The sequence below is a fragment of the Pectobacterium polonicum genome (assembly GCF_005497185.1).
GTDB classification, from domain to species: domain Bacteria; phylum Pseudomonadota; class Gammaproteobacteria; order Enterobacterales; family Enterobacteriaceae; genus Pectobacterium; species Pectobacterium polonicum.
The window spans coordinates 29,009-54,670 of record NZ_RJTN01000008.1; the positions used below are offsets into that span (position 1 = coordinate 29,009).

At 51.7% G+C, this 25,662-nt stretch carries 25 protein-coding genes and 1 tRNA gene; 14 read left to right on the forward strand and 12 right to left on the reverse strand.

Features of this window, described 5'->3' with window-relative positions; all coding sequences use genetic code 11:
- Nucleotides 1–12 precede the first annotated feature (12 nt).
- The 8 genes from EDI29_RS10415 (at nucleotide 13) to EDI29_RS10450 (ending at nucleotide 7,412) form a co-directional block, all read left to right on the forward strand.
- Nucleotides 13–1,044, forward strand: coding sequence for an ABC transporter permease (locus EDI29_RS10415; protein WP_010281439.1), 1,032 nt, complete (start codon nucleotides 13–15; stop codon nucleotides 1,042–1,044).
- 40 nt (nucleotides 1,045–1,084) lie between these two features.
- The gene (locus EDI29_RS10420) at nucleotides 1,085–2,218 is read left to right on the forward strand and encodes a Gfo/Idh/MocA family protein (protein WP_137740853.1); all 1,134 of its coding nucleotides are present in this window, start codon (nucleotides 1,085–1,087) and stop codon (nucleotides 2,216–2,218) included.
- A 195-nt stretch (nucleotides 2,219–2,413) separates the two neighbouring features.
- The gene (locus EDI29_RS10425) at nucleotides 2,414–4,318 is read left to right on the forward strand and encodes a bifunctional 5-dehydro-2-deoxygluconokinase/5-dehydro-2-deoxyphosphogluconate aldolase (RefSeq protein ID WP_137740854.1); all 1,905 of its coding nucleotides are present in this window, start codon (nucleotides 2,414–2,416) and stop codon (nucleotides 4,316–4,318) included.
- A gap of 33 nt (nucleotides 4,319–4,351) precedes the next feature.
- Nucleotides 4,352–5,242 (forward strand): myo-inosose-2 dehydratase, encoded by an 891-nt coding sequence (gene iolE, locus EDI29_RS10430; RefSeq protein WP_137740855.1) that lies wholly within the window; start codon nucleotides 4,352–4,354, stop codon nucleotides 5,240–5,242.
- Nucleotides 5,243–5,328: 86 nt separating this feature from the next.
- A complete protein-coding gene (gene iolB / locus EDI29_RS10435) occupies nucleotides 5,329–6,159 on the forward strand; it encodes a 5-deoxy-glucuronate isomerase (RefSeq protein WP_137740856.1) in 831 nt (276 codons plus the stop codon).
- Between the two features lie 181 nt (nucleotides 6,160–6,340).
- Nucleotides 6,341–6,637 (forward strand): zeta toxin family protein, encoded by a 297-nt coding sequence (locus EDI29_RS23120; protein ID WP_167494499.1) that lies wholly within the window; start codon nucleotides 6,341–6,343, stop codon nucleotides 6,635–6,637.
- A complete protein-coding gene (locus tag EDI29_RS23125; protein ID WP_395303346.1) occupies nucleotides 6,634–7,050 on the forward strand; it encodes a zeta toxin family protein in 417 nt (138 codons plus the stop codon). Before EDI29_RS23120 ends, EDI29_RS23125 begins: the two co-directional genes overlap by 4 nt.
- Before the next feature lie 26 nt (nucleotides 7,051–7,076).
- A complete protein-coding gene (locus EDI29_RS10450) occupies nucleotides 7,077–7,412 on the forward strand; it encodes a hypothetical protein (protein WP_137740859.1) in 336 nt (111 codons plus the stop codon).
- A gap of 82 nt (nucleotides 7,413–7,494) precedes the next feature.
- Here the strand turns inward: EDI29_RS10450 and EDI29_RS10455 are convergent, their stop codons facing one another.
- The 6 genes from EDI29_RS10455 to EDI29_RS10480 all read right to left on the reverse strand — a co-directional run bounded on the left by EDI29_RS10455 (nucleotide 7,495) and on the right by EDI29_RS10480 (nucleotide 15,388).
- Nucleotides 7,495–8,169 carry an ABC transporter ATP-binding protein gene (locus EDI29_RS10455; RefSeq protein WP_137740860.1) on the reverse strand — a complete coding sequence of 225 codons (675 nt, stop codon included), beginning with the start codon at nucleotides 8,167–8,169 and terminating at the stop codon, nucleotides 7,495–7,497.
- Nucleotides 8,170–8,190: 21 nt separating this feature from the next.
- Nucleotides 8,191–9,888, reverse strand: a complete 1,698-nt coding sequence (locus tag EDI29_RS10460) for an ABC transporter permease (RefSeq protein WP_137740861.1) — start codon at nucleotides 9,886–9,888, stop codon at nucleotides 8,191–8,193.
- Nucleotides 9,872–10,921, reverse strand: a complete 1,050-nt coding sequence (locus tag EDI29_RS10465; protein WP_039535423.1) for a Fe(3+) ABC transporter substrate-binding protein — start codon at nucleotides 10,919–10,921, stop codon at nucleotides 9,872–9,874. Before EDI29_RS10465 ends, EDI29_RS10460 begins: the two co-directional genes overlap by 17 nt.
- Nucleotides 10,922–11,155: 234 nt before the next feature.
- The gene (locus EDI29_RS10470; RefSeq protein WP_137740943.1) at nucleotides 11,156–11,995 is read right to left on the reverse strand and encodes a PRD domain-containing protein; all 840 of its coding nucleotides are present in this window, start codon (nucleotides 11,993–11,995) and stop codon (nucleotides 11,156–11,158) included.
- A 64-nt stretch (nucleotides 11,996–12,059) separates the two neighbouring features.
- On the reverse strand, nucleotides 12,060–13,523 hold the full coding sequence (locus EDI29_RS10475) for a glycoside hydrolase family 1 protein (protein ID WP_137740862.1): 1,464 nt from the start codon (nucleotides 13,521–13,523) through the stop codon (nucleotides 12,060–12,062).
- A complete protein-coding gene (locus EDI29_RS10480) occupies nucleotides 13,523–15,388 on the reverse strand; it encodes a beta-glucoside-specific PTS transporter subunit IIABC (protein ID WP_137740863.1) in 1,866 nt (621 codons plus the stop codon). The genes EDI29_RS10475 and EDI29_RS10480 overlap by 1 nt, the downstream gene beginning before the upstream one ends.
- Nucleotides 15,389–15,829: 441 nt before the next feature.
- Here EDI29_RS10480 and EDI29_RS10485 point away from each other — a divergent pair, with 441 nt between their 5' ends.
- Entirely contained in the window at nucleotides 15,830–16,894 is a 1,065-nt protein-coding gene (locus EDI29_RS10485; RefSeq protein WP_137740864.1) for a sensor domain-containing diguanylate cyclase, read from the forward strand.
- Nucleotides 16,895–16,915: 21 nt separating this feature from the next.
- Here the strand turns inward: EDI29_RS10485 and EDI29_RS10490 are convergent, their stop codons facing one another.
- From EDI29_RS10490 to EDI29_RS10500, 3 genes are all read right to left on the reverse strand, one after another.
- The gene (locus tag EDI29_RS10490) at nucleotides 16,916–17,569 is read right to left on the reverse strand and encodes a hypothetical protein (protein ID WP_338325763.1); all 654 of its coding nucleotides are present in this window, start codon (nucleotides 17,567–17,569) and stop codon (nucleotides 16,916–16,918) included.
- 573 nt (nucleotides 17,570–18,142) lie between these two features.
- A complete protein-coding gene (locus EDI29_RS10495; protein ID WP_137740866.1) occupies nucleotides 18,143–18,481 on the reverse strand; it encodes a DUF1869 domain-containing protein in 339 nt (112 codons plus the stop codon).
- Between the two features lie 8 nt (nucleotides 18,482–18,489).
- On the reverse strand, nucleotides 18,490–18,822 hold the full coding sequence (locus tag EDI29_RS10500) for a TehB family protein (protein ID WP_137740867.1): 333 nt from the start codon (nucleotides 18,820–18,822) through the stop codon (nucleotides 18,490–18,492).
- A gap of 382 nt (nucleotides 18,823–19,204) precedes the next feature.
- On the opposite strand from EDI29_RS10500, the gene EDI29_RS10505 reads away from it, so the two are divergent.
- On the forward strand, nucleotides 19,205–19,795 hold the full coding sequence (locus tag EDI29_RS10505; RefSeq protein ID WP_137740868.1) for a flavin reductase family protein: 591 nt from the start codon (nucleotides 19,205–19,207) through the stop codon (nucleotides 19,793–19,795).
- A gap of 89 nt (nucleotides 19,796–19,884) precedes the next feature.
- Complete coding sequence (locus EDI29_RS10510) at nucleotides 19,885–20,280, forward strand: alpha/beta fold hydrolase (protein WP_193555655.1); 396 nt, start codon at nucleotides 19,885–19,887, stop codon at nucleotides 20,278–20,280.
- A 21-nt stretch (nucleotides 20,281–20,301) separates the two neighbouring features.
- Here EDI29_RS10510 and EDI29_RS10515 read toward each other — a convergent pair whose 3' ends face one another.
- The gene (locus EDI29_RS10515; RefSeq protein WP_137740869.1) at nucleotides 20,302–20,928 is read right to left on the reverse strand and encodes a TetR/AcrR family transcriptional regulator; all 627 of its coding nucleotides are present in this window, start codon (nucleotides 20,926–20,928) and stop codon (nucleotides 20,302–20,304) included.
- Nucleotides 20,929–21,072: 144 nt separating this feature from the next.
- Between EDI29_RS10515 and EDI29_RS10520 the strand changes: the two genes are divergently transcribed.
- The 3 genes from EDI29_RS10520 to EDI29_RS10530 all read left to right on the forward strand — a co-directional run bounded on the left by EDI29_RS10520 (nucleotide 21,073) and on the right by EDI29_RS10530 (nucleotide 23,794).
- Nucleotides 21,073–21,855, forward strand: a complete 783-nt coding sequence (locus tag EDI29_RS10520; RefSeq protein WP_137740870.1) for an SDR family NAD(P)-dependent oxidoreductase — start codon at nucleotides 21,073–21,075, stop codon at nucleotides 21,853–21,855.
- Between the two features lie 94 nt (nucleotides 21,856–21,949).
- On the forward strand, nucleotides 21,950–22,768 hold the full coding sequence (locus EDI29_RS10525; RefSeq protein ID WP_137740871.1) for an oxidoreductase: 819 nt from the start codon (nucleotides 21,950–21,952) through the stop codon (nucleotides 22,766–22,768).
- Between the two features lie 6 nt (nucleotides 22,769–22,774).
- A complete protein-coding gene (locus tag EDI29_RS10530; RefSeq protein WP_137740872.1) occupies nucleotides 22,775–23,794 on the forward strand; it encodes an NADP-dependent oxidoreductase in 1,020 nt (339 codons plus the stop codon).
- 273 nt (nucleotides 23,795–24,067) lie between these two features.
- On the opposite strand, the gene EDI29_RS10535 is transcribed toward EDI29_RS10530, so the two are convergent.
- Nucleotides 24,068–24,143 (reverse strand) — tRNA-Asn (locus EDI29_RS10535).
- 142 nt (nucleotides 24,144–24,285) lie between these two features.
- On the reverse strand, nucleotides 24,286–25,548 hold the full coding sequence (locus EDI29_RS10540) for an MFS transporter (RefSeq protein WP_137740873.1): 1,263 nt from the start codon (nucleotides 25,546–25,548) through the stop codon (nucleotides 24,286–24,288).
- Between the last annotated feature and the right edge of the window lie 114 nt (nucleotides 25,549–25,662).

A 25,662-nucleotide genomic window follows, 5' to 3' on the forward strand; every position in this document is an offset into this window, starting at 1 on the left:
CGGAGGTGACGCATGTCCCAGCAGCCGCTTTCTAAGAGTATTACGCCGTCCAATCCGCGTGGACGTTTTGACCCGATTGCCTTTTTTGAACGCTTTGGCGTGTTTATTTTCATGATTCTGCTGCTGATTTTCTTTCAGTCGCAGAACAGCAATTTCCTGTCTGAACGCAACATCACCAACATCCTGACCGAAGTCTCCATCTACGGGATCATGGCCGTAGGGATGACGTTCGTCATTTTGACAGCCGGGATCGACCTGTCCGTCGGCTCGATTCTGGCGGTGTGCGCCATCACGGCTGCCTCGGTGATTAAAGGCGACAACTTCACCACCGTCGATCCTGATGCCTGGTATGGCTTGAGCTGGCTGGTCGCGTTGGGCGTCTGTCTGGCGATGGGCACCTTCATTGGTTTCCTGCATGGGTTGGGTGTCACCAAACTGCGTCTGCCGCCGTTTATCGTCACGTTGGGCGGAATGACGATCTGGCGCGGGTTAACGCTGGTGATGAACGACGGTGCGCCAATCGCCGGTTTCGATCCCGGCTATCGCTGGTGGGGACGAGGCGAGATCTTGGGTATCTCGGTGCCGATCTGGATCTTCGCGCTGGTCGCCTTGCTGGGTTATCTGGCGCTGCATAAAACCCGCTGGGGTCGCTTCGTGTACGCCATCGGCGGCAACACCGAAGCCGCGCGTCTGGCTGGGGTGAATGTGCAGCGTGTACTGGTCAGTGTTTACGTCGTGATTGGCTGTCTGGCGGGGTTGGCGGGTTTTATTCTCAGCGCCCGTCTCGGCAGCGCAGAAGCGGTCGCGGGGATCACCTTCGAGCTGCGCGTCATCGCCTCGGTGGTCATTGGCGGTACATCGCTGATGGGCGGCTACGGCCGGATAAGCGGCACCATTATCGGCTCGATCATCATGGGGATTCTGATTAACGGACTGGTGTTGATGAACGTATCGGCTTACTACCAGCAGATTATCACCGGGTTAATTATCGTGCTGGCCGTGGCGTTCGACACCTACGCCAAGAGCCGTCGCGGCGCTATCTGAGCCGCACCCGTACCGACTCTTTTTTCGCACCGAGGTGGATATGAAGGATGTACGCATTGGGTTAATCGGCACCGGCTATATCGGTCGTGCGCATGCTATCGCCTACGCGCAGGCACCGACGGTCTTCCCGCTGAAAGGCAATCTGGTGAAGGCGATGCTAGCAGAAGTGTCGCCGGAACTGGCAGCCAAACGGGCGCAGGAGTTTGGCTTCCAGCGCTCAACGGGGGACTGGCGTGCGCTGGTGGCGGACCCAGACATTGACGTGGTGGATATCTGCGCGCCGAATTTTCTGCATAAAACGATGGCGATGGCGGCCATCCAGCACGGCAAGCACGTTTACTCGGAAAAACCGCTGGCGCTGAACGCGCGTGATGCCAGAGAAATGGTCGATGCCGCGCAGCAGGCCGGCGTGAAAACGCTGGTGGGCTTCAACTACATGAAGAACCCGACCTCACAGTTGGCCAAAGAGATTATCGCCAGCGGCGAGATTGGCGAAGTGGTGCATTTTTACGGCACGCATAACGAAGATTATCTGGCCGATCCGAACAAACCGGCCGACTGGCACTGTTTCAAAGAAACGGCTGGGCTGGGCGCGTTGGGGGATCTGGCGGCGCATATCGTCAACATGGCGCAGTATCTGGTGGGCGATATCGCCAGCGTCTGCGGCGATTTGCAAACGGTGATTACGCAGCGTCCAACGGCACCGGGCAGCAGCGAATTAGTAGAGGTGGAGAATGAAGATCAAGCACATGCGATGGTGCGCTTCTCCAGCGGCGCACGCGGCGTGATTGAAACCTCACGCATCGCCTGTGGCCGCAAAATGGGTCTGACCTACGTGGTCACGGGCACCAAAGGCACGCTGAGTTTCACACAGGAACGCATGGCGGAGCTGAAGCTCTATCGGCATGACGACCCAGAGAACCGGCAGGGATTCAAAACGTTGCTGACCGGGCCGCAGCATCCTGACTATGCGGCTTTTTGCGCCAGCGCCGGACACGGTATTGGATTCAACGATCAGAAAACGGTAGAGGTGCGCGATCTGATCGACGGTATTGCAGCTGGCGTCCCCATGTGGCCGGATTTCGAAGAGGGCTGGAAAGTCTCGCGAGTTCTGGATGCGATCGTGCAGTCACACGAAACGGCGCGCTGGGTGAATGTGGATGAGGTGGGCTAATACGCCAGCTGACGTGATTTCTTCTTTTTATACCCGTCATACTTCAAGTTGCATGTGCGTTGGCCGCGTTCAGTCACCCGAATCACTTACTCAAGTAAGCTCATCGGGATTCCTTCGCTTGCCGCCTGCCTGAAACTCGAATTATTTAGGGTATATAAGGCTTTTTTACGCGACTTTTTTACAGGATTGGCCGCTATGAGTAAGGAAAAGACGTTTGATGTGATTTGCATGGGGCGCGTTGCTGTCGATCTGTACGGGCAGCAAATCGGCGCGCGTCTGGAAGATATGGGCAGTTTTGCCAAGTATCTGGGCGGGTCGTCCGGCAACGTGGCTTACGGCACGGCGCGACAAGGGCTGCGTTCTTCTATGCTGGCGCGGGTGGGCGACGAGCATATGGGACGCTTCCTGCGTGAAGAGCTGAATCAGGTCGGCTGCGATACCAGCCATTTGATTACCGATAAGGAACGTCTGACGGCGCTGGTGCTGTTGGGCATCAAAGATCGCGATACCTTCCCGCTGATTTTCTACCGCGACAACTGCGCCGATATGGCGATCTCACCGGAGGATTTCACCGAGGATTACATCGCGTCGTCACGCTGTCTGGCGATTACCGGCACGCATCTTTCTCACCCTAATACGCGTGAAGCGGTGCTGACGGCGCTGCAATACGCGCGGCGCAACGGGGTGAAAACGGCGCTGGATATCGACTACCGTCCGGTGCTGTGGGGGCTGACGTCGCTGGGCGATGGAGAAACCCGCTTTGTTGAAGCGCAGGCGGTTACGGAGCAGTTGCAGCAGGTGCTGTCGCTGTTCGACGTGATTGTCGGCACTGAGGAGGAGTTCCACATTGCGGGCGGGAGCACGGATACCTTGCAGGCGCTGCGCACGGTGCGGCAGCACACGCAGGCGGAGCTGGTGTGCAAACGTGGGGCGCTGGGCTGCTCAGTGTTTAGTGACGCGATTCCTGACCATCTGGATAAAGGCATCACGATTAAAGGCGTGCGCGTGGATGTGCTGAACGTGCTGGGAGCGGGCGATGCGTTTATGTCCGGACTGCTACGTGGCTATCTCAATGGTGAAGGCTGGGAGAAAGCCTGTGCATACGCCAATGCCTGCGGCGCGCTGGTGGTGTCACGCCACGGCTGTGCGCCAGCGATGCCAAGCAAGATCGAACTGGATAACTATTTAGCACGGGCGGCGAGCGTGCCGCGTCCCGATCTGGACGAAGAGCTTAACCATCTGCACCGCGTTACGACACGGCGTAAACAGTGGCATGAACTGTGCGTGATCGCGTTCGATCACCGCAGCCAACTGGAAGACATGGCGCTGAACTGCGGCATGGAAATCAGCCGTATTCCGGCACTGAAAAAGCTGATTCTGCGTGCCAGCTATGACGCGGCACAGCAGGCAGGGCTGGAAGGTAAAGCCGGTCTGCTGTGTGACGGCACGTTCGGGCAGGATGCGCTGAATGACATCACCGGGAAAGGCTGGTGGATTGGCCGACCGATTGAGCTGCCGGGATCGCGCCCGTTAATGATGGAGCGCGGCAATATCGGTTCACAGCTGGTGAGCTGGCCGCTGGAGCACGTAGTGAAATGTCTGGTGTTCTTCCACCCGGAAGACGCTCACGCGCTACGGCGCGAGCAGGAAATGAAGGTGATGGAGGTCTATCAGGCCTGTCGTCAATCCGGCCATGAACTGCTGCTCGAAGTCATTCTGCCGGCGGGGATGCCGCATAGCGATGCACTTTATCTGCGCGCGATTCAACGCTTCTACAACCTCGGGGTGCGGCCGGACTGGTGGAAACTGCCTCCGCTGTCCTCCGAAGGTTGGGAACAGCTCACACCGCTGCTGGCACAGCGCGATCCCTACTGTCGGGGCGTGGTCATTCTGGGGCTGGATGCGCCGCTGGAAACGTTACAACAAGGCTTCAGCGCCGCCGTGGGTTTCCCGATTGTCAAAGGCTTTGCCGTCGGCCGCACCCTGTTTGCCCAGCCCGCGCAAAAGTGGCTGCGTAATGAGATCGACGACGCCGAATTGATTGAGCAAGTTAAACATAACTACCTGCAACTGATCGCCGTTTGGCGTCAGCGCGGTTAACCCGTTTTATTTATTTCAATAAAGGGACATAACATGACCGTTCAACTTGGTATTAATCCACTCACCTGGACCAATGACGATCTGCCTTCTCTGGGCGCGGACACCCCGCTGGAAACCTGTCTGAGCGAAGGACGGCAGGCCGGTTTTGCCGGTTTTGAATTAGGTAATAAATTCCCGCGCCAGACCAGCGTGCTGGGGCCGATCCTGCAAGCGCACGATCTGCGCTTAGTCTCCGGCTGGTATTCCGGCGAACTGCTTACTCGTTCAGTAGAAGAAGAGATTGAGGCGGTGCAGGGGCATCTGGCGCTGTTGCGCGATCTCGGTGCGACGGTGCTGGTGTTTGCCGAAGTCACGGGCGCGATTCACGGCGACCAACAGAAACCGGTCCATCTGCGCCCACGTTTCCCCGAAGAGCGCTGGCCGGAATACGGCAAAAAGCTGACCGAGTTTGCGCGCTACACGCAAAGTCAGGGCGTGCAGATTGCCTATCATCACCATATGGGCACGGTGATTGAAAGTGCACAGGATGTGGATAACCTGATGGAGCACACCGGGCCGGAAGTTGGGCTGTTGCTGGATACCGGACACTTTACATTCGCGGGTGCCGATCCGGTGGCGGTGGCGAAGCGCTGGATTAACCGCATCAATCACGTTCACTGCAAAGACATTCGTCCAGACGTGCTGAAAGACGTGAAAAACCGCAAGACCAGTTTTCTGGACGCAGTGCTGAGCGGCGTCTTTACCGTGCCGGGCGACGGCTGCGTGGATTATCCTGCGGTGTTTAGCATCCTGAAAGCCAATCATTACAGCGGGTGGCTAGTGGTCGAAGCGGAACAGGACCCTGCCGTCGCACATCCGCTCACCTATGCAACACTGGGCTACAATAATTTGCAGCGTTTCGCCCAGCAGGCGGAATTGATCTGATTCGTGGTGATATCCCCCGCATCTTCAAGCTGCCAGTAGATCAACGTGCAGGCAGTTTGAAGTCGGGGGAGATAAGGAGGCAAAAGATGTCCCGACTGTTATCACGCCATCGTGTCCCTGACGAACACGGACGGACGCAGCACATCACGCCGGAAACGGCGGGTTGGCGCTACGTGGGGTTCGAGGTATATCAATTGGCACCGGAACAAGTGCTATCGCTGCCCGCCAGCGATAACGAACGCTGTCTGGTGCTGGTCAGCGGCAAAGCCACGGTCTTCACGCCGAGCGAGTGCTTCGAGCAAATTGGTGACCGAATGAGCCCGTTCGAGCGCAAAAAGCCCTATGCGGTCTATGTCACGACTGGCGAGGCGATTACGGTGACGGCACACACGGCGCTGGAGCTGGCGGTGTGCGCCGCACCGGGATTCGGCACGTATCCGACTCGACTGATCGCGCCGCAGGATATCGACGCCGAGCAGCGTGGTGTCGGCAATAACCAGCGCTATGTGCATAATATTTTGCCGGAGGACAAAGCGGCAGACAGCCTGCTGGTGGTCGAAGTGTACACCGATGAAGGTTGCACCAGCTCTTATCCCAGCCATAAGCACGATGTCGATAATCCGCCGCAGGAAACCTATCTGGAAGAAACCTACTACCATCGTTTGAATCCAGAACAGGGATTCTGCCTGCAACGCGTCTATACCGATGACCGTTCATTAGATGAATGCATGGCGGTCTACGATAGAGATGTGGTGCAAGTGCCGCGCGGCTACCATCCGGTCGCCACCATTGCAGGCTATGACAGCTACTATCTGAATGTGATGGCTGGCCCGACGCGCCAGTGGCGTTTCACCTGGGAAGCGGATCACCAGTGGATCAACAGTCCCGAGTATGCGGAGAAGCACAGGCAGGGATAGAAATAATCGTATTGCCGCAAGGTGATAGTGAACGTATCTGGCATAGCGCCTCTCTGTTTTGCGGGACGTATGCCAGTTTTACGTTTGGTCAGTGCATTTTCTCATTTAAACCTACCGTTTCTATTGGGCTACTCGTTATATTGCCTCGCAAGCATCATAAGGAATGACGGTAAGGGAATTCATGGATGACATAAAAATCTCTGCGTTAGCGGAGGCTGTTGCTGAGGCGATAAAGGATATTGTTTATAACGCGATAACTGCTGGTCTGATGAAATCGGTGACCCCAGCCGTATTTTTTACGGCAGGTTCTCCCGGTGCTGGCAAGTCTGAGTTGATTCGCCAAAGGCTCCGCGTTTTTTCTAATATTCTGGTGATAGATGCTGATGAATTTCGTCGGCTATTGCCTTACTACGAAGAAACCAATGCGCCACTCTTTCAGCGTGTGCAGCATCGAATCTTGTTGAATATGTCTACATAAAAGCGTCAGCCGAAGGCTTAGACATCATCATGGATTCAAATTTTGCGAGTTTTAAAAACGCTGAGTTTAATCTCTCTTTGGCTTTAGAACGTGGCTATTTAACGGCTATTGATTATGTCTATTTGGATCCTGCTCTCGCTTGGGTGTATGCCAGACAGCGAAAGCGTAAGGTACCGTTGAGTGTACTAAAGAATAACTTCATGAAGTGTCGCTCGACGATCAAGAAGGTATTGAAAGATGAACGATTTACCGGAAGGGTGCAGGTTACGGTGTATTATCGTGAAAAAGACTTTACGCAACCCAATAAATTTAACGTCACTCGTATCAGAAATATTAAAACAGAGACAGAATTTTTGAACTCGCATCGCTGTCCCTACACTAAACTTGCCCACCTTAATGTCATCGCTGTATAATAAATATCCAGATTTAAGGAGCGATTATGTCATCAAAATCCGAAGTCATACGGGAGAGAAATACGTTTTCTCTTGCTGAACTCTATGGTGACGACATTTCCCCTGATGCCGCAGATGCTGACATGGTTGCTTTCGAGCGTTCGATGAATGATATGCTCCCTGCATTGCTTTCCGCTAATGCAGAGAAAGCGGGTCTCTCCACCGTTCCGCTGAGAAAAAAACTTGTCGCTGCAGCTAAAACTGATGATGTTGCCTTAGTTGAACATATTGTTTTGGTAGAAAATTCAGGAATGCACAGGGATAGTGAAACAAGGCGTCGACGGAATAAATCGGTATTCTCTTCCAGATTCAAAAGTAAGTAATAAATCGGCTTCACATCAGAAGCCGATTTCAATTCATCGAACCGCATTACCATTCTCTTTATCGTTTACTCTACTTCTAGCGTCATTCCCGCCATTCCAACGTGCCTGCTTTCAAATAACCAATATGGCTGGCCATCAGCTCGGCTTCTTGTTCGCTGTGTGTGACTAAGAGTGCGGTTTGTCCGGCATCGCGTAGGATGTCGCGTACTTCCTGTCCCAGCCGTTTGCGGCTGTCGGGGTCGAGGCTGGATAGCGGTTCGTCGAGCAGCAGCACGGCGGGTTGGGGAGCTAGCGCCCGCGCGAGTGCAATACGTTGCTGCTGTCCGCCGGACATCTCATGCGGGTAGCGCTGTGCCAGTGAGACGAGATCGACCAGCTCAAGCATGGCGCGGACGCGCGACTGCTGGAGATCTTTCGACTGTTTTCTCAGGCCAAAGGCAATATTCTGCGCGGCGGTCAGATGGGGAAACAGGGCATAGTCCTGAAATACCATCCCGACGTTGCGCTGTTCCGGTGGCAGATGCATGTCTGGGCCCGCCACGCAGCGCCCGTCGACGTGAATCGTTCCCTGAGTCAGGTGCTCAAAACCGGCAATCGCGCGTAAAGCCGTCGTTTTACCGCATCCTGATGCCCCCAGCAGGCAGGCCAGTTCACCGGCGGCAACTTCCATGGAAAAACCGTTCAGCACGTGATGAACATTATGCTTGTGCCCGTAGGCAACGTGGACATTATTCAGAACGAGTGTAGCCTCAGACACCTTGACTCTTCCTCATGATTTTCATTCTTTCTCAACCGACGTTTTTAGCTGGCTGCGAGCCAGCAGCACAACGGGCAGCGTACCCGCCAGCACAATCAGCAGTGCGGCAATCGCTCCTTCTTCGTAGGTGCCTCTGGCGGCTTCGGCATACAGAACGGTCGCCAGCGTTTCGAAATTGACGGGGCGCAGCAGCAGCGTGGCGGGGAGCTCTTTCATTGCGTCGGCAAACACCAGCAGCGCACTGGTCACCAGTGCGGGGCGAAGCAGGGGAAGATGCACGCGGAAAAAGGTGACGAATTCACTTTCGCCCAGCAGGCGCGATGCCTGTTCCATCACCGGAGGAATGCGCGTCAGTCCGGCATCAAGCGCACCAATTCCAATCGCCATAAAGCGAATAGCGCAGCAGATCACCAGCAGGATACCGGCGGAAAGCAGCGGCAATCCTTTATAGCCTATCAATTCAGCGAGAAAATTATCCGTCGCCATACCGGGTGTCAGCATGCCAATCGCCAGTACCGTACCGGGAACGGCATAGCCCAGCGAGGCAATTCTCAATAGGGTGCGACGGCGCTCCGGTGAACGGTCAGCGATGGCGGAATGACGGGCATACCACGCAATAATCAGGCTGACAAACGTGACGACCAGCGTGACGCCAACGGCCAGCAGAAGCGAGTTCTGCAATGACTGTATCAGGCCAGCGGAGATCGTCACGCTATCGCCCAGTCGCTTGGCACTTTCCCATGCCAGAAAGAGGGCCGGAGCGATGAAGCCGAGCAGGATAGGCAACACGGTCGCACAGGTCGCCAGCCAGGCGCGTACCCCTTTCAGCGGTGCGGGTAGAATGCCGCGCATCTGTCGGCTGGTGCCGTAGCGCTGGTTTTTCCGGCCGTAATATTCCAGTGTCAGCAGCAGGATAACCACCGTCAGCATCGTGCAGGCAATCTGCGCAGCGGCGGGTAAATCCGAACGGGTGACCCAGGTGGTGTAAACCGTCACAGTCAGCGTATTGACCCCAAGGAATTCGGAAGCGCCAATATCATTCAGCGTTTCCAGCAAGGCCAGGCTGGTGCCAACGGCCAGCGCAGGGCGCGCCATCGGCAAGGCGACGTGCAGGAAGGTGCCTGTTGCGCTCAATCCCAGCGTGCGTGCGGCTTCCAGCAGGTGTGCGGGCTGGCTGATAAACATTGCGCGCATCGTTAGATAAACGTACGGATAAAGCACCAGTCCGAGCAGCAGAATAGCGCCCGTCATGGAGCGCAGATCCGGCAGGCGGAACTGACGCGGGCTGTCGTAGCCCAGCACACTGCGGATCGCTTCCTGAATCGGCCCTATAGGATGCAGCAGATCGAGCCAGGCAAAAGCGACAATGTAGGTTGGCATCGCCAGCGGCAGCAGCAGCGCCCAGCTAACGAACTGTCTGCCGGGGAAATCAAATGCCGTCACCAGCCAGGCGCAGCCTGCGCCAATCACCATGACGAGCGCACCGACGCCGACGAGCAGAATCAGCGTGTTGAGTGCGGCATCGGGCAGCACGTAGCGCATCAGGTGATCCCAATGGCCGACGCCTGCGCCAGCGGCTAGCCAAAGCAGGGAAACCAGCGGGGCCAGAACACCGAGAGCAATGACCACGGCAGCGATGCGAAGCGGAGAAAAAAAGAGGCGCGGCCGCCCGAAGGCGCCGCGCAGGGTTGACGAACTGGTCTTATTGATCGAATCCAACTTTATCTACCAACTGACTGGCCTGTTTACGGAATTTAACGATGTCGGTCAGCGGAATGCTATCCACAGTAACTTCACCAATCGTGCTGCCAATGGTGGAATCCAGCGTGACGCCTTTGCGAACCGGATATTCATAGTTTGCCTGTGCGTAGATCTGCTGAGCCGGCGCGGAGACCAGATATTCCATCAATTTCACGGCTTGATCTTTATGCGGCGCGTGGCGTGCAACGGCTGCACCGCTGATATTGACGTGTGTGCCGCCGTTTTCAAAGGTAGGCTGAACGACTTTGATGGCATCGCCCCATTTGCGGGCGTCGGTGCCTTCTTTGGCGTTCTTCATGTGGCCGACATAATAAGAGTTCGCCAGACCTACATCGCAGATGCCGCCGAGGATATCGCGCGCAACGTCGCGGTCACCACCGGTGGCTTTACGCGCCAGATTGTCTTTCACACCGCGCAGCCAGGTTTCGGTTTTGGCTTCACCGTGGTGGGCAATCATCGCGGCAACCAGTGCGGTATTGTAAGGGTGTTGACCCGCGCGGATACACACTTTGCCCTTCCATTTCGGATCGGCCAGATTTTCGTAAGTAATGCCAGTCAGAGGCAGCGATTTTTCCGCATAGAGCACGCGAGAGCGCATTGACAGACCAAACCATTGGTTATCTTTGTCGCGCAGTGCCGCCGGGATAGCCTCGGTTAATGCACTGGACTGGATCGGCTGTGTGACACCGGCGTCTACCAGATCGATCAGGTTACCGGCATCAACGGTCATCAGTAGGTCAGCCGGTGAGTTTTGGCCTTCTGCCTTCACTCGTTCCAGCATGCCGTCCTTGATGAACACAGTATTAACTTTAACCGACGTCTCTTTGGTGAACGCATCCAGCAGCGGCTGAATCAGGCCGGGTTCACGCGTGGTGTAAAGCGTCAGAGAGTCATCTGCGGCAGCAGCAGGCAGAGCATAGGCAACCATTATCGATGAGGCCAACGTCAGCAGGCGCGCTTTTTTGCGCAGAACAGACAGCGTTTTTGACATGTTATTATCTTCTCCAGAGTGAATGTGATGCGTAACTGAATAAAACAAGGAGATATTTTCGGCAGGTGACTAAAACAATATATGATAATCACTCTTGTTTGCAATCTCATTAACGTGGTTTATTCACTATCGTGATGGGAGTCAACATACTCACTCCTCAGGAGCGATCTCGGTTTTATTTGTCAGCATCTTGATAAAAACTGTAATGATTGGCTGTCTTGAGTAAGGTTGTTGCTACGGCGTCTGGCTTTCGGCCAGCCTGCTGATATGCATGGTCAGCCAGGTGAGCTCTTCTTTCGGCAAGGCCATCTTGTATTTTTCCTGCACGTAATCCCTGATGGCCCAAGAGATCGCCATCGCTTCAGGGTAGTGTTTCAGCAGTTCCTGATAGAAATCGTCCGTGCGCCCCGGTGCGATTTTGCGGGCAATCACGCGTTCGGAGAAATAGCGCAGATGGGTGATAAAGCGCAGGTAATCGACGGCGTTGACATCGATATTCTTGTTTAATTTGTAGCGGACAATCTCCGCCAGACGATTCACCAGTTGAACCTGCTGGTGGGCATCGGCAATTTCGGCGCTGCCAGCGGCATTGATGAGGTGAAACGCGATGTTGATGGCTTCGTCATCGGGTAGCGTCACGTTAAAACGCGCCGACACGCGATCTTTTGCCTGCACGCCGAGGGCGTACTCTTTTTGGTAATAGCGTTTCACTTCCCAACTGAGCTTATTGATGAAGTGGTTGCCCGTTTTACAGCGTTCAACCGCAAAATAGAGATGTTCCGCCAGCGTAAAGAACAGCACCGAATTCAGCTTTTCGGCGTACTGACTTTGCGCCAGCGTGACGATCTCATGGGTGATGTCAAAAAAAGCCGCAGGAATCGTATCGGTCAAGGAAAGGAAATGCCGTGATTTCAGGTTTTCCAGCGGAATGAAAACCTGCTCAACGTGCGTCACATCAATCAATGAGCCGGGTCTGGCACCAAATCCGATGCCTTTACCCAACAGGATCATCTCCTGCTGTTCATGATCGACTAACAGCATGCTGTTGTTTAAGGCTTTTTTCACTTTAATCACGCGAGATTCCTCGTCACTCTCGTTCCCTGCCATTACATACCTAACCTGCGGCTGAACCTATCTGTCAGGTGAGATCGCTGCCGTTGGTGGCGATGACTTTTTGATACCAGTAGAACGAATCCTTTCTCAGACGTGCCAGCGAACCGTTGCCTTCGTCATCCTGATCGACATAGATAAAGCCATAGCGTTTGGACATTTGTGACGTGCCCGCGCTGATGATGTCAATTGCTCCCCAACTGGTGAACCCCATCAGTTCAACGCCTTCGCCAATCGCTTCACGCATTTGCTCGAAATGTGAACGGAAGTAGTCAACGCGGTAAGGATCGTGGATTTTGCCGTTTTCGACAACGTCTTTTGCGCCCAGCCCATTTTCGACAATAAACAGCGGCTTTTGGTAGCGATCGTAAAGCTCCAGCAGGGAGATTTTCAGCCCGACCGGGTCGATCTGCCATCCCCAATCTGAGGCTGGTAGGTACGGGTTTTTCACGCCCAGAACGGTATTCCCTGGGATTCTCTCGGCGTCCGGTTGTGTGGATTCAGTGAGTGACATGTAATAACTGAACGACACAAAATCAACGGTGTGTTGCTTAAGAATGGCAAGATCGTCGGGCTGCATGGTGAGGTGAATGCCACGTCGTTCAAGGTCGCGCTTAATGAGCGGCGGATATTCACCGAACACCTGTACATCGGCATAAAAGTAGTTTTCGAGATTCTTTTTCAGCGCGGCTTCGACATCTTCCGGGCGACAGGAGTGTGGATAGGTCGTCAGCTTGGTCAGCATGCACCCGACCTGACTGCCAGGGATTTTTTCATGGCAGTCGCGGGTCACGAGGGCAGAAGCAACAAATTGGTGGTGCAGCCCCTGATAAATATCCTGCTTGGCCTGTCCCGGCGCGCTTTTCTCTTCGCGAATACCCGCGGTGGTGAATGGGTGGCGATGGATACTGTCGATCTCGTTAAAGGTCAGCCAGTAGCGCACCAGATCCTTATAGCGATCGAAGCAGACATTGCTGAAGCGTACGAAGGCATCCAGCACGTTGCTGTGCACCCAGCCATTGTATTTCTCACTCAGCGCCAGCGGCATTTCGTAGTGTGAAAGCGTCACCAGCGGTTCGATGCCGAGTTTGCGCATCTCGCGGAACAGATTGTCGTAGAACTGTAAGCCCGCTTCATTCGGTTCACTGTCTTCTCCGGTCGGGAAAATACGTGACCAGGCGATGGAAACACGCAGCACCTTGAAGCCCATTTCGGCAAACAGCGCCAGATCGCCTTGGTAGCGGTGGTAAAAATCGATACCGCGCCGTTTGGGGTAGAACGCGTCATTTTTTCCGTTGAGCGCATCAGCGATATTTTCGTCCGTCAGCGCCATGTGGGCATGGTAATTTTTCAGATCGAGATTCGGCTTCCAGGTAATGGCGTCCGCGACCGACGGCCCCTTGCCGTCTTCATTCCATGCGCCTTCGGCCTGATTTGCGGCAATCGCGCCGCCCCATAAAAAGTGTTCCGGGAATGCGATGTTTTTATCCATTACACAGACTCCTTTAAGGTCATGATGATGGTGTGGGGATGGATGACGATGTCAGTGGCTTCCGGTATCACGCGAAAGCGCTCGCTGTTGGTGATAACCATCATGACGACGGGATCGTAACCCGCAGCGATGAGGCTATCGAGGTCAAATTCAACGAGGACATCGCCGGTATTAACCTGTTGACCGGCCATGACTTTCGGCTGAAAGCCCTGACCATTGAGTTTGATGGTATCAATGCCGATATGGAAAATTAGCTCGGCACCGCTATCGGTGAGCATGCTGACGGCGTGGCCGGTTTCAAATACGTTCTCAATGGTGCCGTTCGCGGGTGCATAAAGCACACCTTTCTCTGGGATGATGGCGATGCCGTCACCCATAATGCGTTTGGAGAAAATCTCGTCATTCACGTTGTCCAGCGGAATCACTTTTCCTTCAATCGGGCTGGTGAACTGGGATTCGGTAATCGTGTGATGGCTTTCTTCTACGGTGACGACAGGCTTCTCTTCTCGCCAGAGGAACAGGGCGGAGAGAAAGGCGATGACAAAAGAGAGCACGGCACCGGCGATGGCATAGACGATGTTCCAGCTGTTTTCCGGTGAGATAAACATGGAGATGCTAGCCAGACCGGGGCCAACCAGCGCAAAGGCTTCAATCGCCATCCAACCGATAAACGCACCGCCGACCAAGCTACCCGCAATCACGCTGTAGAGCGCCTTTTTATTCAGCAGCGTAATTCCGTATAGCGCGGGTTCGGTAATGCCGAACAGGGCAGAAATACCGGCTGAAATCGCCGTTGATTTTAGCGTTTTGTCTTTGCTCTTGAGCGCAATCGCCATACAGGCACCCGATTCGGCAATGTTGTGTGCGAGCGACGCAGGCAGATAGAGCATCTCCTTACCAAACTGGCTCATGGAGGACACGGCATAGGGCAGCATCGGCTTATGCATCCCCGACGCCACCATGAAGGGCAGTGCAGCGGCGAGCAACCCCGTCGCCACAAAGCCCAGCTTGCTGTACAGCCAGAGGATCACGCTAGCCAGACCCGCCCCGAGTTCATAACCGAGCGGGCCAAGAACCAACAGCGTGACGGGAACAGTGACCAACAGCGACAGCATCGGTGACAGGAAAATACGCAGGGAGCTCGGCGAGTAGCGGTTGAAGAGCTTTTCGGTTTGCGCATAGAAAATGACGCACAGAATCGCTGGGAAAACCTGTGAGGCGTAAGCGACGTTTTTCAGGTCGAGAGAGAGAAATTCTGCGCCTTCCGCCAGCTGTTTCGACATGGCAGGCAGCACCATGACAGAGACGGCGGAAACGGCGACCAGCACATTCACTTTCAGCTTCATCGCGGTGGTGATGCCCACCAGAATCGGCAGAAAATAGAGCGGAGCGGAACCGATGTTATCCAGCACTTTGTAGGTTGAGCTGTCTTTGGTGAGCCAACCGAGCAGATCCAGCAGCAGTAACAGCGACTTGAGCACGCCGCCACCGGCAATCGCAGGCACCAGCGGCTGAAAAACGCTGATGATAAAATCAATAACAAAAGCCGTGCGGTTGGTTTTTGCTGGCGCGGCGCGGCCTGTTTCCTTCCGACCTGCCGCGAGGTTCTGCACCGCTTCGTACACCTGCATCACTTCGCTGCCGATAATCACCTGACACTGTACGTTAACCCGAACGCCCAGCACGCCCGGTACCTTTTCCAGCTCGTTCTGGTTTACCTGGCTGTTGTCATAAAGGCTTAGCCGTAGCCGTGTAGAACAGTGTTCAATATGCTCAATGTTGTCAATTCCACCGACTAACGTGATGATTTTTTCAGCGGTAGTGGCATAGGCTGTCGCGTTATTATCTGCTGCTGTGTGGCTCATACGACGATTCCCCTGATCCAGAAACGAAAAAAGACCTGAAGCTCTTCCCATGATGTTGAGTGGGAGAGCTTCAGGTCTTGCCTAGAAAACTAGTTACACGCCTGTGCTGCTGTTGTAAGTCTTCGCACGTGGGAAAGTCAAACAGATCGTGCAGCCCTGATAGGTAAGTGTGATGGCAATAGCAGAATGGAGGACTTAGCCTGACAGCATCGATGAATCTCAGGCATGTTGCATAAAACATGGCGCTTTTTAACCGATTATAGAAAACAGAACGAGATAAACTCGCCGAGTGCAAATGGGTGAGTGAGAGGCGAAAAGCGCGTAGGATTTCTGTCGTAATAGGAGCGTCGCCCGTTTGCACTGACGATAGGTTGGCGGACGTCATTTTTTAGGTAGTTGATTGTTTTTTATTAAAAATATACACCGTTGGGATTTGTTGTTATGACTGATAATTTGCTTTATCACCTTTCGAACACATTACGTTCAGAGGCTTCCTTCGAGGGGCTCGTTCGCCAGTTATTAGTCATGCTGGAGCTGGTCACCGATCTGGAATCGACCTACCTGACGCAGGTTGACACCGAAGCGGGTTTTCAAAATATCCTGTTTGCTCACAACACGAAAACGCTCAATATTCCTGAAGGGATCTCGGTTCCGTGGCACGACACGCTGTGCAAGCGTGCGCTGGACGAAGGGCAAAGCTATACGTCTAATGTGGCCGAATGCTGGGGGGATTCTGAGGCGGCGCAAGCGTTGGGCATTATGACCTATGCCAGTACGCCGGTACGTATGGAAGACGGGCAGTTATATGGCACGCTCTGTGCCGCAAGCTCTGACCATAAGCCGCTGACAACCAAAGGTGAACAGATCCTAAGTTTATTCGCGCAGCTTATTGCTCAGCAGGTGCAGAAAGAGTGGTTGGTGCAGCAGTTAACGGCTGCCAATGCCGCATTACATGAATATTCTTACACCGACTCACTGACCGGGTTGCTTAATCGTCGTGGCGTGTTTTACTCGCTGGAAGCGATGTTTTCTCAGGCCGGGAATGACCACCAGCAGGTGTTGATTGTGTTCATTGACCTCGACGGCTTTAAAAAAATTAACGACCAGTTCGGCCACGAAGCCGGTGATATTTTCTTGCAAGAGGTGGGGCGACGCTTGCTGGCGTGGGGGAATCCGGGTGATGTCGTCGGGCGTCTTGGTGGCGATGAATTTGTCTTTGCCCGTATGGTCAACGTTGCGCCGGGAGAGAATGCACGCGTGATTGCTTCCTTCAGAGACGACATTACGCCTTTGTTACAGGGGAGCTATTCTCTCGGTAAGGCCAGTTCGCTCGGTTCGGTCAATATTGAATATCTAGGCGCAAGCATAGGGATTGTCACGGCAGATCCTTCCGTCGATGAACCGGATGGTGTGATCCGCCGAGCGGATGCTGCTATGTACGCCAATAAAGTCACACGAAAAAAAGATCAAACCCGCGCTTTTGACGTCATCACAGCACAACCGTAAATGCCTGTGCAGGTGTAATTATCAGGCATCTTTGGTGGCATCCAGAGTGAGTTTGCCATCTTCTAAGTGAAGCTTGGTGGGGGAAAGGAGCTCAAACAGGCGGTTGAATGGATCGGCGTCTTTGCCTGATTCCCCTGTCATAAAGTTGAAGTCCATTTCTATCAGGTACTTCAGACGTGGTACATAGCCTTCAGGTGCCTGTGCTTGTTCGATTAATGGCAGACTCTCATGGTGATCTAACACCATTTTGAAAAATTCGGTTTGTTTAAACTCGCCGCGATTCCACTCCAGTTTGCTTTGTGCTATGGCCATTGTGCGCCACACTTGCTCCTGGTCATAAGCCTCGCTCCAGGCTGCACGCCGCTCATTCACTGTAAAGGTTCCGCTGTCGTCATAGGTAATCAGCGCCAGCTGTTCACGAGACAAGCCTTTGAAGGGGTTACTTCCTTGACCATTGGCATACGCTGTCGCTTGTTTCGCTCTGGCTAATCGCTCGGGGTCATCACTATTGGGGACTTCCGCATCGTGTACTTTCTTACTACTGACATAGCCCATGCCGACCAGTTCATCATCCACGCTTCTGGCTCTGGCTGCCAATGTACTGCGGTCGCTTTTGGCGTCTCTGGCTTCGGCTCTGATGGCGGCATCGCTGAGTTGCCTCGCGAGTGTTGACACAGAGCTGGTTTGGTTTGGTTTATCTGGATCTATGGAGGACGAGGGTGACTGAGTGTTTGTTGAGAGTGCCTTTGTTTTTTTGGTTATGCCTGCTTCTGTCAGTTGATTAACAGTGGATGTTGTTGATGTTTTCTGGATATCAATCATTCAGTGCCTCGCTGTTCTCGGAGGATGGGATAAGCCCATCATGCGGAATACAAAGCTGAGTTCTATCACCGTAAAAGCTAAGTAAACCGATTTTTCATAGAGTAAATCGGCATTTAATAGAAATGGTTTAATTTTTTATGGTTATTTTGATGATGATTTCTAGCGGGTGAGAGCATATCCACCACCATGTTTTACCGGGGGGCGAGAGCGATAAATAGCGTGCGGAATTACATAGCTGACTCATAATATATGGTTGTGAATAGTTATTTTTAGTAACCAATGTAGGGTACAGGGGCGCTTGTTAAGTCAAAAGACATCCAGCGCCTGTTTTTTAAATGGTAGGAGTACGAAAGGTAATGCTTAAATAACCGGCGCTGCGGAAAATCGATACACATACAACTTGAAGTACGACGAGTCTATACTGTTTTACCAGCCGCAGACGTTAGTGTCTTCATCTGCATCGTAACCACGCACGATATTAACCAGTTCTTTTACCGTTTCAGCGGAAACAGTCTTATCTTTTAATCCTTCAAGCGCAGAGAAATCTTTGTCAACGGCTACGCCATTGTTATTATTCGTCACCATCAGCAAGAAACCTTTTTTATTTTCACTGGTTAAAGACAGTTCATTAATCAATTCCTCAACTGCGCCAGCAGCAAAGTCTGGTACATAAAAAGCCATCGGTTTAAGATAAACTTTTTCTACTTTTTCATTATTATCGCGGTTCAATAGCGTTAATGAGTACCCTTTATTTTCAGCTGTCATTTTTTACCTCAACCTTCTATCAGAATTTTTGGATCGACATAAAAGTCTACATTAAATAACGTATCATCAGATAACGCTTCAATTCTATGCCACTTTTCTGGAGGGAATACGCCAAATTGCCCCGCTTCAATCGTCAGCGTTTCAATTGGCTCGGGACTCGTCTCATCGGCATAGCCATAATAACGAATCGTCCCTTGCATTACGCACAAACGCGGGTAAACACCTTGCCGTGTTCCTGCGTCTAAATGGCGCTGCCAGATTGACGCTGGGGCCGTTTCTTTTGTCCAAAAAGGGGTTGTGCGGGTATGAACATAATTCGCTGGTATAACAATTCGTTCCATGTTTAAACCTCATGCTTTACCCAGCCACATTGCAGGGCGGGAAGGAAAAAACCATATGGTGCATATCATATACCTCTTTTAATGTTTGTGAATTATTTTCTGCTCATTAATTTTTTACAATACCGCAACACTTCGCGGAAAGGCCGTATTATCAAGGATCAATGTTTCCCACGTCGGTTATTTTTTTCCGTCGATGCGTTGAGGTAAAAACTAACATCAAGGAATAGTTACATTAGGTTATTTTTTGATGGTCTACTTATTAGGGATATTGAATTGAATAAATCATCCTTACAGCTACTCAATTGGAGTTATTGTTAAAGGGAAATCAAAAGAGTAGAAATGAAAAAATATAACGCCACTCTATGATGAGGTCTGAACTCAAATGAAAAAGAATGTGAAACTCAGTTCGTTTTATTATGGCTTCCCGGTTTTCCTTGTTACGACGACGGATAATAGCAACGGAGAAGTCAATGTTGCTTCTATATCGTCGTCAATTTCTCTCGGTGATAAAATTATTATCGGTGTCACGAAAGGAAGTAAGACCTACAGTAATTTATTATCCGGCTCTGATGTTGTCATCAATATTCCTGATTACAAACTGTGGGAGAAAGTTGAAGCGCTGGGTAAGCTGACTGGAAGCGATGTGCTATCTGAAGGTCAGATTAAATGGGGCGTTCAGGTCTGCCACGACAAATTCTCCAAAGTCGGCCTTCACACTGAAGCTTCTACCGATATTACGCCGCCTCGGGTGCTTGAATGTCCTATCCAGGCGGAATGTAAGACCGTCAGCACGACAGACAAAGGGCGTTTTATTCTGGTCGAGTTGGACATCATCAATGTTTGGGTGGATAGCGAATTATTAGGATCAAATGATGTCATCGACTCGTCAAAATGGAAACCTTTGATCTACAACTTCCGCGAATACGATACGACGGGTGACGCATTAGGTTTTAATTTTAAATACGGCCATTAATTTTATCGAGAGAGCGCTGCCTCGGTGTTTACTGATGGTGCGCTCTCTCATTCTTTAATCGTTAATACTCTACGACATCAGCCGAAGCCATGATTGCTGTGTATTACGGTAAAGGGCCATCCAATCGCCTCGTGGTGAACACCGATATTTTTGATTTTTATACTATCGTCGGCGCACCCGCGTTTGAAAACTCACACAAGTTTGCTGAAGAATTTGTGCCAGCGGATATGGCTGCGCTTCAACACGTTCTTTTCGACCACATTCTGAACGACTGGCGAGATGTGTTTTCCTGGAAAATCCAGCGTCCGACACTGGTGGTATCCGGTGAACACAGTAACTGGGTGGAAAGTCAGCGCTGGATCGCGGAAACCGTACCCGATGGTCAGGCGCTGATTTATGGTAAAAATGAAAATAGCGATCACTTCCTGCATCTGAAGGAACCGCTGAAATTCTCTGAGCAGCTTAAAAGCTTCCAGCAGGGATAAATTCAGTCACACTGAGGATTGTCATTTATTTTTCCTCTCCTCTGTCAGGAGGTCACCCGTCGGCAAATCTGAGAAGGATGAATCACTTTCTGGGGATTGTGCTTCCTGACTGAGAATTCGTGAGCGGCAAACCGCTAGAATTTCATCGGCGAGGGCGGAATCATCTGGGCAGGCACGTGACAACACCAGAGCGCCAACAAGGTGAGCAAGGGCGCTAATTCTTTTGGCGCGCGCGTCGTCTCCCGACCCATTCTCGCTTTCTAATGTTGCCAGTTGATTCTCAATTCCAGCTGCGAAACTTTCCTTAATTGACGCTGACTGGCGTGCTGAATCCACACCAAGTGCTGACATCACACAGCCATTTCCCATCGAATCACGATGCTTGCGAGAGAGATATTGCTCTACAAAACCCGCCATATCGACACCCACGGTATTTTCTATCGAATGCGAAAAACCGCAACTCATCGCCTCCGACATCAAATCTGCCTTGGAGCTAAAGTGTTTGTAAAATCCGCCGTGCGTTAAACCCGCGGCTGACATGAGTTCTGCTATACCCACGCCGTCATACCCCCGCTCACGAAACAGCACCGAGGCAGTCTCAACGATACGCATTCGATTTTCGCGAACCTGCTCTTTCGAAACTTTCATCGCTTTAGGGTCCTCTCTTAAAAAGTTATGTCACAAGTATACATTGATGATGATCGTAATCAAACCGTTTGACTTTTTAGATTACGATCATCATCATTATGTTTAGCGTTTCACAAATCACTATCAAATGAAGAAGATCAACTTATGACTAAAGCTTCAGTTCTCATTACGGGTGCTTCTACAGGCATTGGCGCGGCTTACGCTGAGCGATTTGCACGCCGAGGCCACGATCTTGTGCTGGTCGCCCGCGACAAAGCAAAATTAGAGACACTTGCCGATCGTCTGCGACAGGAAAATGGCATTTCTGTCGGTGTTTTGCCTGCTGACCTCACGCAAACGAGTGATTTAGCCGTGGTCGAAGCTCGCCTGCGGGAAGATGCGCAGATTGGCATTCTTATTAATAACGCGGGTATCGCACAGTCAGGCGGCTTCACCGAGCAGACGCCTGATTCGATAGAACGCCTTATCGCACTTAACGTCACCGCCCTGACCAGACTGGCCAGTGCTGTGGCACCACGATTTGTGCAAGCGGGTGAAGGATCGATCGTCAATATCAGCTCTGTAGTCGGCTTAGCCCCTGAGTTTGCCATGTCGATCTATGGCGCAACGAAAGCCTTTGTGCTTTTCCTGTCTCAGGGAATGAATGTAGAGCTGTCATCTAAGGGCATTTATATCCAGGCGGTACTTCCTGCCGGTACTTATACGGAAATTTGGGACCGTGCAGGTATCGACATCAGTAATTCTCCAAAATTCATGGAAGTGGGCGAGTTAGTGGATGCCGCACTGGTTGGCTTTGATCGTCGAGAGCTCGTCACCATCCCACCATTACACAATGCTGCACGCTGGGGTGCCCTTGATGCCGCGCGACAGACGCTGCTTTCGGACATCAAACAAGATGAAGCCGCAGAGCGATATAAAACCCTTTAGTCAATGAGTCGCACTCTGCAGGACGCTAATAATAGTCTTTGGCTGTTTTGCAGAGGAGTAACCCCCAAACCACTTATGAAGGTCTTATTTCAGCATGACAAATAAACGTGTAGCGCTTGTTACGGGGGCCTCATCAGGAATTGGTGAGGCATCGGCTAACAAACTATTAGCCGCAGGGTATACGGTCTATGGCACGAGTCGGCGCGGCTCTCAGGCCGGTAAGCATTCCTTCCCTTTATTGGCGCTTGATGTCACCGATGACGCGTCCGTAGAGGCTGCTATTGATGAGCTGCTGCGGCGGGAAGGTCGGATCGATATTTTGGTGAATAATGCAGGCTTTGGTATTGCGCCAGCGGCAGCAGAAGAAAGCTCGATCGAACAGGCTAAGAGCCTTTTCGACACGAATTTCCTCGGTATAGTCCGGTTGACTCGAGCGGTCGTTCCCCACATGCGCCGTCAGGGCAGCGGTCGCATCATCAACATCGGTTCGATATTGGGAACGGTTCCGTTGCCGTATGTGGCGCTTTATGCAGCCAGTAAACATGCGGTCAAAGGGTATTCGGGATCACTGGATCATGAACTACGGACTCAAGGCATAAGAGTGTCTGTTATCGAACCTGCTTATATAAAAACCCAGTTTGACGTCAATAACATAGAGCCGGACGCGAAGCTTGATGAGTATGAAGGTATTCGGGCTAAGCTGACGAAAGTTGTTGGTAAGGCGATGGCTGAGGCGGAAAGCCCCGAGATAGTGGCAGAAGTCGTCGTTAAAGCGATTCAGAGTTCACAGCCTAAGTTACGCTACACAGCGGGGAAATTGGCAGGTCAGTTGAATTTTTTGCTTAGATTTTCGCCCGCAAAATTCCTCGACAACGTGGTACGTAATAGTCTTCAGCTTGATACGGCGGGATAAATAAAAATGAATAATAAGACGATGAAAGCCTTCACGTTTAAACGCTATGGTAAGCATCCTGAATTGGGATTCGATGACGTAGATTATCCTTCGCTCAACGCTGATGAAATCCTGGTTAACGTTTACGCTGTGGGGCTAAACCCTATCGACAATATGATCCCTACCGGAATATTTAAGCCAGTTCTGCATTTTACGCTCCCTGCAACATTGGGCAGTGACCTATCCGGTGTCGTCATTGCAGTGGGGAGCAGCGTGACTCATTTCGCGCCAGGTGATGAAATTTTTGCCAGCATTTTCGATAGGGGAACGGGCTCTCTCGCCGAATTTGCCGTAGTGCCTGAGAACGCGGCGGCCATGAAACCAGCAAACCTGGATTTTGTACAGGCGGCTTCGCTCCCAATGGTGAGCCTCACATCCTGGCAGGCACTGATCGAGCGCGCCAAACTCCGGCCTGGTCAGAAGGTTTTGATCCCAGCAGGTTCGGGGGGCATTGGTACCTTTGCAATCCAACTGGCGAAACACCTTGGCGCAACGGTGGGAACGACCACGAGTACAGGTAACGTCGAATGGGTAAGTCATCTTGGTGCAGATGACGTGGTTGACTATAAAAAGCAAGATTTCGAAAACGTGCTGAGTGGCTACAATATTGTACTAGGCACTCTCAGAGGTGATGCGATTGAAAAATCCATCAACACGCTTAATCCTGGAGGAATAATTGTTTCTCTCATCGGGCCGTTAGATGCCGCGTTCGCACGGGCTCGGCGATTAAACTTTTTTCTGACTTTTGTTTTCTGGTTGATGAGCCGAAAGATTATGCGTCTTTCGAAAAAGCGGGGCACTGCCTACACATTTCATTTCGTTCGACCTGATGGTGCTCAACTGGCCCAAATTGGCAAACTCCTTGAAACGGAACAAATCAAGCCAGTGGTTGACAAGGTGTTTTCTTTTGCTGAAACAAAAGATGCACTTACCTATCTTGCCCAAGGGCATGCAAAAGGAAAAGTTGTCATCAGGATGCAGGGGTAGCTTCTTTCCGTTAATAACAAAGTCATCATGCTATGAACCTGAGATTCTTAAGGCGTTATCAGAAGGCGTTACGTTTTACGTTGCGGATTTTTGAGTCGTTAAGAGACATTTGGGGGGTACGCCGTCATGACCCCAAACCTGGCCACCAAATTCTCCCGATGATTAGTGAAAACGAAATGTACACCGGGAACGATTTTCAGGTGGAACGTATTGAATACAGTGCTAAAAAGCAAAAATCCCGCTTAAGTTTCCTTAAGCGGGATTTTCTATATATGGCTCCTCTGACTGGACTTGAACCAGTGACATACGGATTAACAGTCCGCCGTTCTACCGACTGAACTACAGAGGAATCGTGTTGACGGGGCGCATAATAACGGCGTGTGTTGCACATGTCAAAGGCGTAAACCACAAAATTGCACTGTTCGGTGAGAGAATGCGCAATCTGCCGATATTTTTGGCAAATATCGGCATTGCAGCGTATTTATCTATCGTTACGGCTGGTTTATTGGCGTTTTTTGTTTATCGGAAAAGGCATATAGCGGTCCTTTTCCTGACAGAGTGAATAGAGATATCGCCGTAAAGGAGAGGGCGATGCCGCCTAAAATCAGGTAAGTGCCATGAAAGCCGATACTGTCATACATATTGCCAGCAAAGATGGACATGAAAATGATTGATATCTGTTTGAAGAAACAGAAGCACACCAGATAAATGGTCGCGGAAAAGCGGACTTCAAAGACAGTGGTAATGTATTTGAAGCAACCGACAATCAGGAAAGGAACTTCAAACATGTGCAGCGTTTTCAGCACAATCACTTCCAGCACGGAATTGGCAAAGGCCGAGCCAATAATGCGCACGGACATAATCGTTCCTGCGATGAGCAGGGCGTTTTTACCACCGATACGGTTCACAATCAGCGGGGCGAAAAACATGATGCTGGCATTAAGCAATTCACCCAGCGTGGTGACGTAGCCAAATACTCGCGTTCCTTCCTGTCGGGTCTCGAAAAATGAGGTGAAGAAGTTGGCAAATTGCTGATCAAACACATCATAGGTGCAAGAAACGCCGACAACATAGAGCGTCAGGAACCAGATTTTGCGTTCTTTTAGCAGTTCGGCTGCCATTTTCAGGTTGAACGGTTTCTGGTTGGAGCCTACCTGATCGGCAACGAGAGCGCTGGAGGAAGCCTCTGGTTTCGCCAGCAGCAACAGGATGGCGAGGATGACGGCACAGCCGGACCCCAGCCAGAAAACGAACTGGTTATTGATGGTAAACATAATACCGACGATAGATGCACAGAGCGCCCAGCCGAGGCAGCCGAACAGACGCGCACGGCCAAATTCAAACTGGCTACGGCGGCTGACTTTCTCGATATAGGCCTCAATAGCTGGTGCACCGCCGTTGTTGATGAAGCCCAGATAAATCCCACCGACGATAGAACCTAAAACGATGTTGTATTTTAGTAATGGGCCGAAAACATAAATAAAGAACGGAGCAAAAAACACCAGCATAATGGTAATAATCCATAGCAGGTGTTTTCTCAATCCTAATTTATCGGAGAGCAAACCAAATATGGGTTGAAATAATAAAGCGAAAAAGGAAATGCAGGCGAAGATAATTCCTGTGTCGCTTTTACTTATTTGGTTAATATCATGCAGCCAAATAGGGAAGAAGGGGAAGTAAGCCCCCATGATGAAGAAATAGAAAAAGAAAAACAGGCCGAATATCCAGAAATTCTTATTATGTAGGTAGTACATGTTACGTTCTCCGATATGCATTATACCCGTTATACTTCAAGCCGCATGTGTGTTGGCTTCCCTGGTTGACTCAGCTCGCAGTGGGCCTTGCCCTAAAGGTGCAACGCATCACGT

Coding starts and splice junctions, on each gene's coding strand:
- EDI29_RS10415 (WP_010281439.1), top strand. CDS start 13: ATGTCCCAGCAGCCGCTTTCTAAGAGTATTACGCCGTCCAATCCGCGT.
- EDI29_RS10420 (WP_137740853.1), top strand. CDS start 1,085: ATGAAGGATGTACGCATTGGGTTAATCGGCACCGGCTATATCGGTCGT.
- EDI29_RS10425 (WP_137740854.1), top strand. CDS start 2,414: ATGAGTAAGGAAAAGACGTTTGATGTGATTTGCATGGGGCGCGTTGCT.
- iolE (WP_137740855.1), top strand. CDS start 4,352: ATGACCGTTCAACTTGGTATTAATCCACTCACCTGGACCAATGACGAT.
- iolB (WP_137740856.1), top strand. CDS start 5,329: ATGTCCCGACTGTTATCACGCCATCGTGTCCCTGACGAACACGGACGG.
- EDI29_RS23120 (WP_167494499.1), top strand. CDS start 6,341: ATGGATGACATAAAAATCTCTGCGTTAGCGGAGGCTGTTGCTGAGGCG.
- EDI29_RS10450 (WP_137740859.1), top strand. CDS start 7,077: ATGTCATCAAAATCCGAAGTCATACGGGAGAGAAATACGTTTTCTCTT.
- EDI29_RS10465 (WP_039535423.1), bottom strand. CDS start 10,921: ATGTCAAAAACGCTGTCTGTTCTGCGCAAAAAAGCGCGCCTGCTGACG.
- EDI29_RS10475 (WP_137740862.1), bottom strand. CDS start 13,523: ATGGATAAAAACATCGCATTCCCGGAACACTTTTTATGGGGCGGCGCG.
- EDI29_RS10480 (WP_137740863.1), bottom strand. CDS start 15,388: ATGAGCCACACAGCAGCAGATAATAACGCGACAGCCTATGCCACTACC.
- EDI29_RS10485 (WP_137740864.1), top strand. CDS start 15,830: ATGACTGATAATTTGCTTTATCACCTTTCGAACACATTACGTTCAGAG.
- EDI29_RS10495 (WP_137740866.1), bottom strand. CDS start 18,481: ATGACAGCTGAAAATAAAGGGTACTCATTAACGCTATTGAACCGCGAT.
- EDI29_RS10500 (WP_137740867.1), bottom strand. CDS start 18,822: ATGGAACGAATTGTTATACCAGCGAATTATGTTCATACCCGCACAACC.
- EDI29_RS10505 (WP_137740868.1), top strand. CDS start 19,205: ATGAAAAAGAATGTGAAACTCAGTTCGTTTTATTATGGCTTCCCGGTT.
- EDI29_RS10510 (WP_193555655.1), top strand. CDS start 19,885: ATGATTGCTGTGTATTACGGTAAAGGGCCATCCAATCGCCTCGTGGTG.
- EDI29_RS10515 (WP_137740869.1), bottom strand. CDS start 20,928: ATGAAAGTTTCGAAAGAGCAGGTTCGCGAAAATCGAATGCGTATCGTT.
- EDI29_RS10520 (WP_137740870.1), top strand. CDS start 21,073: ATGACTAAAGCTTCAGTTCTCATTACGGGTGCTTCTACAGGCATTGGC.
- EDI29_RS10525 (WP_137740871.1), top strand. CDS start 21,950: ATGACAAATAAACGTGTAGCGCTTGTTACGGGGGCCTCATCAGGAATT.
- EDI29_RS10530 (WP_137740872.1), top strand. CDS start 22,775: ATGAATAATAAGACGATGAAAGCCTTCACGTTTAAACGCTATGGTAAG.
- EDI29_RS10540 (WP_137740873.1), bottom strand. CDS start 25,548: ATGTACTACCTACATAATAAGAATTTCTGGATATTCGGCCTGTTTTTC.